The organism is Halolamina sp. C58 (genome assembly GCF_051195095.1).
Lineage (GTDB): Archaea > Halobacteriota > Halobacteria > Halobacteriales > Haloferacaceae > Halolamina.
Genome location: NZ_JBNTJY010000001.1, coordinates 1,695,833 through 1,707,743 on the forward strand (window position 1 = coordinate 1,695,833; position 11,911 = coordinate 1,707,743).

Sequence of the window (11,911 nt, forward strand, 5' to 3'; positions counted from 1 at the left end):
GTGATTCCCCACCACCCGCCGTGCCACCCGGACACACGACAGCGTTAAGTCAATGAACAAAGTTGTACACTATACACCCAATCCGTACATCCGGATCCCCCACCCATGCAGGAACTCATCGAACGCGTGACCGACGGCGAGGACCTGAGCGTCGACGAAGCCCGCGAGGCCGCGACGCTGGTCTTCGAGGAGGCGACGGAGGCACAGATCGGCGCGCTGCTGACCGCGCTGCGGGCCAAAGGCGAGACCGAGGCCGAGATCGCCGGCTTCGCGCAGGGGATGCGCGACGCCGCGCGCACGATCGACCCCGACGGCGCACCGCTGGTCGACACCTGCGGCACCGGCGGCGACGACTACAGCACGATCAACGTCTCGACCACCAGCGCGATCGTCGCCGCCGGCGCGGGCGTCGCGGTGGCGAAACACGGCAACTACTCCGTCTCCTCCTCCTCCGGGAGCGCCGACGTGCTCGAAGTGGCGGGCGCCGACGTGGAGGCCGAACCGCCCGCGGTTGAGGACGCGATCGAGCGCGACGGAATCGGCTTCATGCTCGCGCCGGTGTTCCACCCCGCGATGAAGGCCGTGATCGGCCCGCGGAAGGAGCTCGGGATGCGGACGATCTTCAACGTGCTCGGGCCGCTGACCAACCCCGCCGGCGCCGACGCGCAGGTGCTCGGCGTCTACAGCGAGGAGCTCGTCCCACAGATCGCCGAGGCGCTCACCCACATGCCCGTCGAGCACGCGCTCGTCGTCCACGGCGACGGGATGGACGAGATCGCGCTCCACGGCCCCACGACGGTCGCCGAGGTCGAGGGGGAGACGGTCACCGAGTACACGGTCGAGCCCGCGGATCTCGGCCTCGACAGCGCGCCCGTCGACGCCATCGCCGGCGGCACGCCCGAGGAGAACGCCGCGGACCTGCGGGGGATCGTCACCGGCGACGTGACCGGGCCGAAGCGGGACGTGATCCTCGCGAACGCCGGCGCGGCGATCTACGTCGCCGGGCTCGCCGACGACCTCGCGGACGGGGTCGAGCAGGCCGCCGCGGCGATCGACGAGGGCGACGCCGCCGAAAAGTTCGCCGCGCTCTGTGGCGAGTCGGTCGAGGCGGAGTGATGGTCCGGGCGAAGCTCTGTGGCCTCGGCACCGAGGCGGACGTTCACGCGGCGGTCGACGCCGGCGCCGACGCGCTGGGCTTTATCACCGACGTGGGCGTCGACACGCCCCGCGAACTCTCCCCCGAACGCGCAGCGACGCTGGCCGACACGGCTCCACCGTTCGTCACGACCGTCGCCGTCACGATCCCCGAGAGCGTCGGCGCGGCCGTCGAGGTCGCCGACCGCGTCGACCCCGACGCCCTGCAGATCCACGGCGAGTTCGGCCCCGACGACGTTCGAGAGATCCGCGAGCGCGCAGGCGTCGACGTGGTCGTCGCCGTCAGCGCCGACGACCGCGACCGCGCTGTCGAACTCGACGGCGCCGCCGACGCGCTGCTCGTCGACTCGCTGACCGAGACAGACGCCGGCGGCACGGGCGAGACGCACGACTGGGAACAGACCCGCGAGCTCCGCGAAGAGCTCTCGACCCCCCTCGTGCTCGCCGGCGGGCTCACGCCCGAGAACGTCCGTGAAGCCGTGGCGACGGTCGATCCCTTCGCCGTCGACGTGGCAAGCGGCGTCGAACGCGACGACGAGCCCGGTCGAAAGGACCACGACGCGCTGGCGGCGTTCGTCACGGAAGCGACCCGTGCAGCCGACACGGAGCCCCCGGCGGAGGGCGCCTGATGCCGTCGTTCGACCGCTCCCGCGAGGCGTTCGCGGATCTTCTCGCCGACGTGGACGGCCCCGCAGTCGCCCGGCTCACCGCGACGCTCGACACCGAGACGGAGCCGCTGTCGGCCTACGCCGCGCTGTCGGACCGCAGCGACCACACGTTCCTGCTCGAGAGCGCCGAGAAAGTGGCTTCGAGCGACCCCGCGGGGGCGTTCGCCCCCGCAGACGGCCACAGCGACGGCGGCGACGACGACGCCGACCGCCACGCCCGGTTCTCGTTCGTCGGCTACGACCCCGAGGCGCTGGTCTCCGTCTACCCCGACCGAACCGAGGTCGAAGGGTTCGGTCCTGCCGCGCGGTTCCTCGACGGGCTCGACGCCGACGCCGGCGCGGAGGTCGGCGCCTGCGGCGAGGATCTGGACGACCCCGATACGCTCGACCGCCTGCGACTCGCGCTCCCGGGCGTCGAACGCGTCGGCTTCGAGGCCAGCGACCGGCAGCGACTCGACGGCGGCCTCGTCGGCTTCCTCGCGTACGACGCGGTGTACGACCTCCACCTCGACGAGGTGGGCGTCGACCGCCCCGACCCCGTCGTGCCGGACGCGCAGTTCGTCCTCACGACACGGACGCTGGCGTTCGACGACCGCGAGGGAACCGTCGAACTGGTGTTCACCCCCGTCGTCGCCGCGGACGACGACCCGGGGGCTGTCTACGACCGACTCGAAGCCGAGGCCGAATCCGTCGCCGGCGACCTCGCGGCCGCTACCCCACCCGAAACCCGAGGGTTCGACCGCGAGACGGCCACTGCCGGCGCCCACGACGAGTACGAGGACGCCGTGAGCGAGATGCAGGAGCACGTCCTCGACGGCGACGTGTACCAGGGGGTCGTCTCCCGCAGCCACGAGATCGCGGGCGATCTGGACACGCTCGGGCTCTACGAGTCGCTGCGGGCGGTGAACCCCTCGCCGTACATGTACCTGCTCTCGTTCGGCGATCGTTCAGTGGTCGGCGCGAGCCCCGAGACGCTCGTCTCGGTCACCGGCGAGCGCGTGGTCTCGAACCCCATCGCGGGCACCTGCGCCCGCGGCGCCAGCCCCGTCGAGGACCGCCGCCTCGCGGGCGAACTGCTCGCGGACGACAAGGAACGCGCCGAACACACGATGCTGGTCGATCTCGCCAGAAACGACGTGCGGCAGGTGTCCCGGCAGGGTTCGGTGCGCGTCGAGGAGTTCATGAACGTGCTCAAGTACAGCCACGTCCAGCACATCGAGTCGACCGTCACCGGGCGTCTTCATCCCGATTTCGACGGCTTCGACGCCACCAGAGCGGCGTTCCCCGCCGGAACCCTCACCGGCGCACCGAAGGTCCGTGCGATGGAACTGCTCGACGATCTGGAGGAGAACCCCCGCGGCGTGTACGGCGGCGGCGTCGGCTACTTCTCCTGGACCGGCGACGCCGACACGGCGATCGTGATCCGGACCGCGACGGTCGAACACGGCGACCGCGACGAGGTTCACGTCCGCGCCGGCGCGGGCGTCGTCGCCGACAGCGACCCGGAGAGTGAGTACGAGGAAACCGAACAGAAGGTCCGCGGCGTGTTGGACGCGCTGGAGCGTATCGAAGGAGGTGAGCCATGAGCACCCCGGCGACCGACGACGGCGAGGCGCCGACGGTGCTGTTCGTCGACAACTTCGACTCGTTCACCTACAACCTTGTGGAGTACGTCGGCGAGGGCGCGCCCGACGCCGACGTCGAGGTCCTGCGAAACACCGCCTCACTCGACCGCGTACGCGAGATCGACCCCGACGCCGTGGTGATCAGCCCCGGCCCGGGCCACCCGAAAAACGAGCGCGACGTGGGGCTCACGATGGACGTGCTCCGGGAGATCAGCCCCGACGTGCCGACGCTCGGCGTCTGCCTCGGTCTGGAAGCCGCCGTGTTCGAGTACGGCGGCGAGGTGGGACACGCCCCGCGGCCGATCCACGGGAAGGCGTTCCCGGTCGAACACGACGGCGAGGGCGTCTACGAGGGGCTCGAACAGGGGTTTCAGGCGGGACGCTACCACTCGCTGGTCGCGACGGACGTGCCCGGCGAGTTCGCGGTGACGGCGACGACGCTGGACGAACGCGAAAACGGAGCGAGTGAGGAGCTCGTAATGGGCGTCCGTCACCGCGAGCACCCGATCGAGTGCGTGCAGTTCCACCCCGAGTCGGTGCTCACGGCCGTCGGCCACGACGTGATCGGCAACTTCCTCGACGGCGCGCTTCCGTGATTCGGCCTTAGCCGAGGAACGTCGTCACCAGCCAGAGCGCGCCGATCAGCACCGACGCGATCAGCACCAGTTTCCACGCGATACTGAGCACGACTCGACCGACGAGGATCACGATACCGATAGCGACGACGGCGATCAGCGCCTGCCCGATCGGCCCCTCCGGCATCGGTAGCTGCAGGAGCGCCAGCGACGCCGCCGGGAGTGTGGTGGACATACTCCGAGGTGGGCCGCGCGACAGCATAACTCTGGGGGCCGAGTTCAAGTAGGAGAGCGCGACCACCACCCGTATGCGCTGAGAACCGCCGTGTCGGGGACGAGGCGGGAGTGCGACACACCCGGCACGGAGCGGCAGTCGCCTGTTCGCCGACGGGCAGCGGCGCTACTGGACTACGCGAAGTCCTCGTAGCGTGGCTGCTCGCGATCGCCGGGGAACTCGTCGACGGGTGCGGTGGTCTGGTCCCCGCTCGCCATCTCCTTGACGGTGACCTCGTCGTTCGCGAGGTCCTGTTCGCCGACGATCACGACCGTCTCGGCGTTGATCGAGTCGGCGTACCCCATCTGGGCGCCGAAACTCCGGTCGGACACGTCGGTCTCGACGACGTTCCCGGCTGCCCGGAGCTCGCGGGCGATCCGGGCGGCCACCTCGCGGGTGTCGCCGACCGTGAGTACGTAGTAGTCCGTCGAGACCGCTTCCTCCGGGAACACGCCGGCCTCCTGCAGCAGCAGCGGCAGCGTCGAGTTCATCACGCCAGGCGCGACGCCCACAGCCGGGGTGGGCTGCCCGCCGAAGGACTCGATCAGGTCGTCGTAGCGGCCGCCGCCGAAGATCGCCCGGGAGACGCGGTCTTCGGTGTCGAAGCACTCGAACACGACGCCGGTGTAGTAGTCGAGGCCGCGAGCGGTCCGGAGTGACACTCGGCAGTGCTCGCGGACGCCGAAGTCCTCGGCCGCCGACAGCACCGCCTGCAGGTTCTCGACGGCGTCGGTGAGCGTCGGCCGATCGACCTCGGCCAGCAGCGCGTCCAGATCATCGTTCCCGGCCGCGAGCAGGTCGTCGAACGCCTCCGCGTCCTCGATCGAGAGCCCCGCATCCGCCAGCAGACCGAGGTACTCAGCACGGTCGACCTTCTCGCTCTTGTCGACTGCCCGGATCGCCTCCTGTACGTCGACGTTCTCGTCGAACGACCGCAGGAGCTCGCCGAGGATGTCCCGGTGGGAGACGCGGAACTCGAACTCCGAGGCGGGCAGCCCCAACTCCGAGAGCGTGTCCGCGGCGAACGCGAGGATCTCGGCGTCGGCCTCGGGCTCGGCGGAGCCGAAGATGTCGACGTTGGTCTGGTAGAACTCCCGGAACCGCCCCTGCTGGACCTGCTCGTACCGCCAGAACGGCCGCGTGGAGAACCACTTGATCGGCTTCGAGAGCGCCTGCTGCTTCGCGACGACCATCCGAGCGACCGTCGGCGTGAGCTCGGGGGTGAGGGCTACCTCGCGACCGCCCTTGTCGGTGAAGTTGTACAGTTCGTCGACGATCCCCTCGCCGGACTTGTCGACGTACATCCCCACGTCCTCGAGCGCGGGCGTCGCGATCTCCCGGAAGCCGTAGCGGCGGGCCACCTCTTCGGTCGTGTCGACGACCTCGCGACGGGCGGCCATCTCGTCGGGGTAGAAATCCTTGAACCCCTTCAGGCGGTCGTACATGGCCGGGAGTTCCGGCCGCCGGCGCTTGAATCCTGTGTTAGGCCAGCCCGCGGACGATTGTCTGGTCGTGATCGGGGAACACCGTCTCGACGGCGTCTTCGCCCTCGCGTTCGCGGATCAGTTCGCGGAGTTCGCCCTCGTAGTCGGCGCGGGCGATCTCCTCGCTCGGGCCGGTTTCCACGTCGAGCTCCTGCTCGACCAGTCGGTCGACCGCACCGCGACCGAACCCCGCCAGCGGCGAGAGGTAGTCGATCCCGTGGCGGTCCTCCAGGCTCTGTGCGGTGGCGCGGGAGACGGTCGGCACCCGGTCGTCCCGGCGGGTGCCGTCCGCGACGGCGACCACGTCGCGCTCGGCGACCACCTCCAGCGCGTGTTCGTGGACGCGCTGGATACCGTTCCGCGGGTAGCCGTCCTCGATCATTCGGTCGACGGCTTCCTCCGCGACGTCACGGTCGAGCTCGACCGTGTCGAACGGGAACCCCAGCGCGTCGGCGGCCGCGCGGGCGTTCTCGAACTCCTCGGTGACCCCGAAGTGGGCGGTCACGAGCGTCACGTCGTAGAACCGGTCGAGAATCAGGGCCGCGAGCGAGGAGTCCTTGCCGCCGCTGTAGAGGAGCGCCAGCTCCATCAGCGCCGGCGGATGTCGAAGCTCTTCTCCTCGGGCTTCAGCTCGCGGAGGATCTGCTTCATCTTCTCCTCGTCGATCTGCCCCTGCACCCGGCCGCTCTGTGCCAGCGCGGTCACCTGCCGCTTGACTTTCTCGGCGAACTCGGGCTTGCTCATCTCGACGGCGTTGAGCCGCTGGCGGGCGTCGTCGGTGAGATGCTGTTTCAGCAGCGCGTCCTGCTGGGCCTTGGCGCGCTCCTGCTGTTCCTTGGCGGCCTGCCGCTGGGCGTCGTCGCCGCCGGCTTTCTCCTGCAGCTCTTCGAGTCGCTCCTGGCGAAGCTCTTCGAGTCGGTCTTCGTCGGGGTTGCCACTCATAGGTAGCTGTTACTGCTCTCCGCGCAAAACGATTGCGGCGTCGTTACGCGTACTTCTGGAGCTCCGGCCGGTCGAGGTCCTCGAGCGTCTCGCTCGCGACGGTGTCGAGCAGGCTCCGCCCCTCGTCGGTCACGCGTCGACCCTCACCCTTCGCCGTCTCCACGAGGCCCTCGTCCTCGAGCTGCTGGAGCGCGGTCCGGATGATCTTGCGGGAGCCGCCGGTGTGCTCGTTACCGGAGACGCGGTAGCGCGTCGTGCCGCTCTTCGAGCCGCCGTACTCCGTCGCGAGTCGCTCGACGCCGACGGGGCCGCGGACCGCCACCTTCCGCAGGAGGCTGGCCGTACGAACGTGCCAGAAGTCCTCCTGCTGGGGCGGGAGTTCGCGGTCGACACTCGTCTTGGTGAACTCCACCCAGTCGGGTTCCTCGATACGGCCGTCGAGCTCCTCGGCGAGGGCCTCGATGAGGTCCTCCGCCGGAACGTCGTAGAGGGTTGCCATAGGGAGGAATTCTTCCCTGCTCCGGATAAACCCATCGTATCGGCCTCCCGTGAGGGTGTCAGGCGCTGGCGCGGGCGCCCGCACCGACGGTCCCCATGACCAGACCCCCGAGCACGACCGGCACCCAGAACACCGCGCCGCGGTAGATCACGACCGCCGCGAGCGCGACCGACTCGGTGACGCCCGGCAGCGGCGCAGCGACGAGCAGGAAGACGAGGACGGCCTCGATCCCGCCGGCGCCGCCTGGCAGCGGGGTCATCCCCGCGATGGCGCCGATCGGGACCACGAACATCACCGCCGCCAGACTCACCGGCTCCCCGATCGCCCGAAACGCGAGCCACAGCCCCGACATCTGGAGCCCCCAGCCCAGCGCGGAGAATAGCAGCGCGAGCACGAGCCCCCGGGGGTTCGTCGCGACGCGCTCGATCGCCTCGAAGAAGTGGCTCACGCGCTTCTCGACCGCTTCGCGTCCGGGGTCGGCGACGCGCGGGACGTACTCGCCGGCGAGCCGGCCGGCACGCGCCCCGAGACTCACGACCGCCGCCTCCACTCGCTCGTGGTTCCGCCAGCCGAACACGAGGCCGGCGACGACGACGACCGCGAGCCCGACCACGACGATCGACGCCGACTCCAGCCGCGCGTTGAACGTCGTCTGCGTCGCGAAGTACCCCATCCCCAGCAGCGCGAGGATGATCGAGGGGACGAAGTTGAGCGTGTCGACGCTCGCGATGGCCGCGAGCCCGGTGCCGTAGTCGCTGTCGGTCACCTTCGAGATCAGCAGCGCGGTCACGGGCTCCCCCCCGGCCTGTCCGAACGGCGTGACGTTGTTGTTGAACATCGCCCCCGAGAACACGAGGAACGTCTTGATCGGCGAGACGTGCTGCCCGAGCACGTCCAACACCGTCCGGAGCGCCAGTCCCCACGCGAACAGCCACGCGACCGTGACCGCGATGACCAGCCCGACGGTGGCCGCGTCGGCGTCCCGGAGGTACCGCAGCAGATCGCCGACACCGACGAAGTAGAGCAGCAGCGCGAGCACGGCGATCGCGCCGGCGAAGCCAACCAGTGTGGCCTTGAGCCGGTCGGTATCCATGCCGGGTGGAACTCTCGGGACGCGTTTCAAGCCTCCGATGGCGGTCGATGGGGTTTATCCGGAGCGCCCGCCCACGCCGGGACATGGACGAGCGAAGCGCGCTGGCAGCGTTGGCGGCGACGGTGCCCGCCGCGGGTGACGACGCTGCCGTCGTCGACGACTTCGCGATCACGACCGACATGCTCCACGAGCGCTCGGATTTCCCGGCGGGGACGACCCGGGAGACGGCCGGCTGGCGCGCCGTCGGCGCCTCGCTCTCGGACTTGGCGGCGATGGGTGCCGACGCGACCTGTGCAGTCGCCGTCTACGCCGCCCCCGAGTTCGAGGACGCGGCGCTCTCGGCGTTCGTCCGGGGCGCGAGCGAGGTCTGCGAACTGGTCGGCGCCGAGTACGTCGGCGGCGACCTCGACGAGCACACGGAGTTCACGACCGCGACCACCGCGGTGGGCCACGTCGACGAACCGATCTACCGGGACGGCGCGAGCCCCGGCGACGTGGTCTGTGTGACGGGCGAACTCGGCCGGACGGCGGCCGCCCTCCGTCGGTTTGCTGCAGGCGACACCGAGTCGGGGAACGAGCTGTTCCGGTTCACTCCCCGAGTCGCCGCCGGACGCGCCCTCCGCGGCCACGCGAGCGCGATGATGGACTCCAGCGACGGGCTGGCACGCTCGCTCCACCAATTAGCGGAGGCGAGCGACTGCGGCTTCGCGATCGACTGGGACCGACTCCCGGTCCATCCGGCCGTCGACGCAGTCGCCGAGAGCGAGTCCGACCGCCGGGACTGTGCGGCCCACGTCGGCGAGGACTTCGAACTCGTGTTCACGGCGCCGGATCCCGACGCCGCGATCGAGGCGGTCGAGGCGACCGGAACCGACGCGACGGTGATCGGGGAAGTCGTCGAAGACGGTGTGACCGCCGACGGTTCGTCGCTCCCCGATCGGGGCTACACGCACGGCGACGACTGAACAGGGTCGGCGGTCAGACGGTCGCGATCTCGATCGGCACCGGGAGGAAACAGAGCGCGCCGAGCGCGAACGTCAGCGCTGCCACGGCGACGCGTTTCCACCCCAGCGGCGTCTCGTCGATCGGGTTCGCGGCGCCGCCGAAGGAGACGAACAGCGTGATGAACCCCCAGAGGAGCCACAGGCCGACGGAGTTCTGCATCCCGAGATCACGGACGTACCAGAGGTAGCCCGCGAGCCCGAACAGCGCACCGGGGACGAGCGCGGCGACCGTCTCCTGTCTGGGTCCGAGCACGGCACGGAGGATGTGGCCGCCGTCGAGCTGGCCGACGGGCAGGAGGTTCAGTACGGTGAAGAACATCCCGATCCAGCCGCCCATCACCACCGGATGGACCGCCTGCGAGGGGTCGCTGTAGCCGGTTTCCTGCCCCAGCGCGGTCGCGATCAGGTCGAGCAGCGGGGGGTTGTGGAAGACGATCGCCTCGCCGGTCCCCTGGAGCACGCGCTGGGGAACCGTCATCGGGTCGAGCGAGACGCCGATCGCGGTGACGACGACCGTCGCGACCAGCCCGGCCAGCGGGCCGGCGGCGCCGATATCCAGCAGCGCCTCGCGGTCGGGCACCCGGCTCCGCATCCGGATCACCGCGCCCATCGTGCCGAACGGGACGTAGAACGGGATCACGTACGGGAGGCTCACGTCGACGCCGTGTCGTCGGCCGGCGACGTAGTGCCCCATCTCGTGGGTCAACAGCACCCCCAACACCGCGGCGGTGAACGGCCACGCCTCCAAAACCCTGAGCGGGTTCGCGGCGATCGCCGAGAGCGGGATGTAGTACCAGACGGTCGCGCCCACGAACATGGTCGTGAACACCGTCGCCACAAGCAGCGCGACGTTGAGCCGGGGGTTCGTCTCCGAGGCGACGGAGGAACCGATCGGGCGGGCGACCAGCACGTCGTTCCCCGCCTCGTCGGCCGAGAACTGGAGCTCGTAGCCCGCCGCCTCGAACGCCGGCACCAGCTCGTCGGCGAGCCGGGAGCGCGGGACCAGCGACTCGCCGTAGTAGCGGATTCGGTCGCCGTCACGCCGGACCGCCGTCAGGTGGAACCACGCGTCGAGTGCCTCCGGGTGGGGGATCTCGTCGGACCCGGATCTGTCTGCCATCGGTCGCGATTACCGACGCTCGCGCATAAGACTTGGTACGGCAGAAGGGGGACCGAACGGAGGGAAACCGTCAGCGGGGACCGCCGGCGGCGTGCGCTGCCCGGCGGTAGTCGGTCGACGCGGTTACTAGGCCGTCTCGACGCGCCACGTGGTCGCGCTCGTGTACGACCACTTCTCGACTTCGAGGTCGGAGGCGGCGTCGCTGAGCTTCACCATCAGCGCGCCGATCTCCTTGGGGGAGAGGTCGACCTCGTCGGCGATGAACTTCGACTTGAAGTACATCTCGCCGTCCTCGGCCTTCTCACGCAGGTAGCGCGTCAGGCGCTCCTCTTTGGAGAGCTCGTCAGTCTCAGCCACGCCGTCGGTGGAGGGGTTCCGGGTTGCGCTCATTGGTGTTCGCCTCACTCCGTCCCACGGCCTACGGGGGCATATAAACTCCAGACCGTCCCCCGGAGTTCGAACCGTTTCAAGCCGGTCGAACGGTGAAACAGAGCTAAAACGGATCGTTCACGAGCGGTTCAGAGAGTTCTAGACGTTTTATGAACTGTTCTAAGCCATCTACATCGGTTCCGTTCCAGATGCGTTACGGCTCCCGAATCGGGAGCGTAATCCCCCGGATCGAACCGGCCGCCGCGTCGGGCACGGGTCACGCGCGGTCGTGTACCCAGAACTCCTCGTCCTCGGTTGTCTCCTTCTTGAACAGGGGAACCTCGTCTTTCAGCCGGTCGATCCCGTCCTCGACGGTCCGGAACGCCTCGCGGCGGTGGCCCGCGAGCACGACGACGAACACGATGTCCTCGCCGTCGACGACGACGCCGGTCCGATGGTGGAACAGCACCTCGAACACGCCGTCGCGCTCCTCCAGTTCCGCGGCGATGTCGGCCATCCGCTGTTCGGCGACGCCCTCGTACTTCTCGAACTTGAGGTGGGTCGTGCGGCTGTCGTCCTCGGCGTCTTTCGCCCGTACGCGGCCGGTGAACGTCGCGATAGCGCCGGAGCGTTCGGCGAGCGGCGACTGTTTGGCCCGTTGAATCAGCGACTCCAGCGTGACGTACGGATCGAGCTCGTCCAGCTCCGCCGCGAGCGCGTCGGGGTCGAGATCGCTCGCGTCGTCGACGCGGCGGAGCACGTCGCCCGGCACCTCCTCGTCGCCGACGACGACCGTAGGGAGCCGGAGCTTCGAGAACCCCGAGATCACCGCGTACTCGTAGTCGGTCGCGAGGTCGTCGAGCAGCGACTCGAACGAGCGGTCGTCGCCGGCCGCGGTCCAGCCGCCGTCCTCGGCGAGTTCGAACCGCCCGGCGGCGGCCACGTCGTCGATACTGTCGGTCCGAGCGACCGTCGCGACGCGACCGTCCACCCGTGCTGCGACGGCGTCACGCACGTCGGCAGCGCCGGGGCCGACGATAGAGAGAGCCTGCATGGCTCTATGGGGGTCGGCGACCGGCTTAGGCCTTTTCTCGCCGGGCGGC

At 69.6% G+C, this 11,911-nt stretch carries 14 protein-coding genes; 5 read left to right on the forward strand and 9 right to left on the reverse strand.

The features are described from left to right. The first annotated feature begins 105 nt into the window (after positions 1-105). The 4 genes from trpD to trpG are packed head-to-tail and all read left to right on the forward strand — an operon-like array spanning position 106 to position 4,044. Positions 106-1,116, forward strand: a complete 1,011-nt coding sequence (trpD, locus tag ACQUSM_RS08870) for an anthranilate phosphoribosyltransferase (protein ID WP_435117833.1) — start codon at positions 106-108, stop codon at positions 1,114-1,116. Further along, positions 1,116-1,784 carry a phosphoribosylanthranilate isomerase gene (locus ACQUSM_RS08875; RefSeq protein ID WP_435117836.1) on the forward strand — a complete coding sequence of 223 codons (669 nt, stop codon included), beginning with the start codon at positions 1,116-1,118 and terminating at the stop codon, positions 1,782-1,784. Before trpD ends, ACQUSM_RS08875 begins: the two co-directional genes overlap by 1 nt. Then, a complete protein-coding gene (gene trpE / locus ACQUSM_RS08880; protein WP_435117838.1) occupies positions 1,784-3,409 on the forward strand; it encodes an anthranilate synthase component I in 1,626 nt (541 codons plus the stop codon). Before ACQUSM_RS08875 ends, trpE begins: the two co-directional genes overlap by 1 nt. Then, complete coding sequence (trpG, locus tag ACQUSM_RS08885; protein ID WP_435117840.1) at positions 3,406-4,044, forward strand: anthranilate synthase component II; 639 nt, start codon at positions 3,406-3,408, stop codon at positions 4,042-4,044. The genes trpE and trpG overlap by 4 nt, the downstream gene beginning before the upstream one ends. Before the next feature lie 7 nt (positions 4,045-4,051). Here the strand turns inward: trpG and ACQUSM_RS08890 are convergent, their stop codons facing one another. The 6 genes from ACQUSM_RS08890 to ACQUSM_RS08915 form a co-directional block, all read right to left on the reverse strand. Then, positions 4,052-4,258: a hypothetical protein gene (locus ACQUSM_RS08890; RefSeq protein WP_435117842.1), complete on the reverse strand. Its 207-nt coding sequence runs from the start codon at positions 4,256-4,258 to the stop codon at positions 4,052-4,054. 173 nt (positions 4,259-4,431) lie between these two features. Further along, positions 4,432-5,742, reverse strand: a complete 1,311-nt coding sequence (gene hisS, locus ACQUSM_RS08895; RefSeq protein ID WP_435117844.1) for a histidine--tRNA ligase — start codon at positions 5,740-5,742, stop codon at positions 4,432-4,434. Positions 5,743-5,779: 37 nt separating this feature from the next. Beyond that, positions 5,780-6,370, reverse strand: a complete 591-nt coding sequence (locus tag ACQUSM_RS08900; protein WP_435117846.1) for a DUF7411 family protein — start codon at positions 6,368-6,370, stop codon at positions 5,780-5,782. Next, a complete protein-coding gene (locus tag ACQUSM_RS08905) occupies positions 6,370-6,723 on the reverse strand; it encodes a DNA-binding protein (protein ID WP_435117848.1) in 354 nt (117 codons plus the stop codon). The genes ACQUSM_RS08900 and ACQUSM_RS08905 overlap by 1 nt, the downstream gene beginning before the upstream one ends. 43 nt (positions 6,724-6,766) lie before the next feature. Then, positions 6,767-7,222 (reverse strand): 30S ribosomal protein S19e, encoded by a 456-nt coding sequence (locus tag ACQUSM_RS08910; protein ID WP_435117850.1) that lies wholly within the window; start codon positions 7,220-7,222, stop codon positions 6,767-6,769. Between the two features lie 58 nt (positions 7,223-7,280). After that, a complete protein-coding gene (locus tag ACQUSM_RS08915) occupies positions 7,281-8,315 on the reverse strand; it encodes a lysylphosphatidylglycerol synthase transmembrane domain-containing protein (protein WP_435117852.1) in 1,035 nt (344 codons plus the stop codon). A gap of 83 nt (positions 8,316-8,398) precedes the next feature. Here ACQUSM_RS08915 and thiL point away from each other — a divergent pair, with 83 nt between their 5' ends. Beyond that, positions 8,399-9,280 carry a thiamine-phosphate kinase gene (thiL, locus tag ACQUSM_RS08920; protein ID WP_435117854.1) on the forward strand — a complete coding sequence of 294 codons (882 nt, stop codon included), beginning with the start codon at positions 8,399-8,401 and terminating at the stop codon, positions 9,278-9,280. Positions 9,281-9,293: 13 nt separating this feature from the next. On the opposite strand, the gene ACQUSM_RS08925 is transcribed toward thiL, so the two are convergent. From ACQUSM_RS08925 to ACQUSM_RS08935, 3 genes are all read right to left on the reverse strand, one after another. Then, positions 9,294-10,439, reverse strand: coding sequence for a site-2 protease family protein (locus ACQUSM_RS08925; RefSeq protein WP_435117856.1), 1,146 nt, complete (start codon positions 10,437-10,439; stop codon positions 9,294-9,296). Between the two features lie 126 nt (positions 10,440-10,565). Beyond that, the gene (locus tag ACQUSM_RS08930) at positions 10,566-10,829 is read right to left on the reverse strand and encodes a DUF7123 family protein (protein WP_435117858.1); all 264 of its coding nucleotides are present in this window, start codon (positions 10,827-10,829) and stop codon (positions 10,566-10,568) included. Between the two features lie 256 nt (positions 10,830-11,085). Next, entirely contained in the window at positions 11,086-11,862 is a 777-nt protein-coding gene (locus ACQUSM_RS08935; protein WP_435117860.1) for a molybdopterin synthase, read from the reverse strand. Positions 11,863-11,911 lie beyond the last annotated feature (49 nt).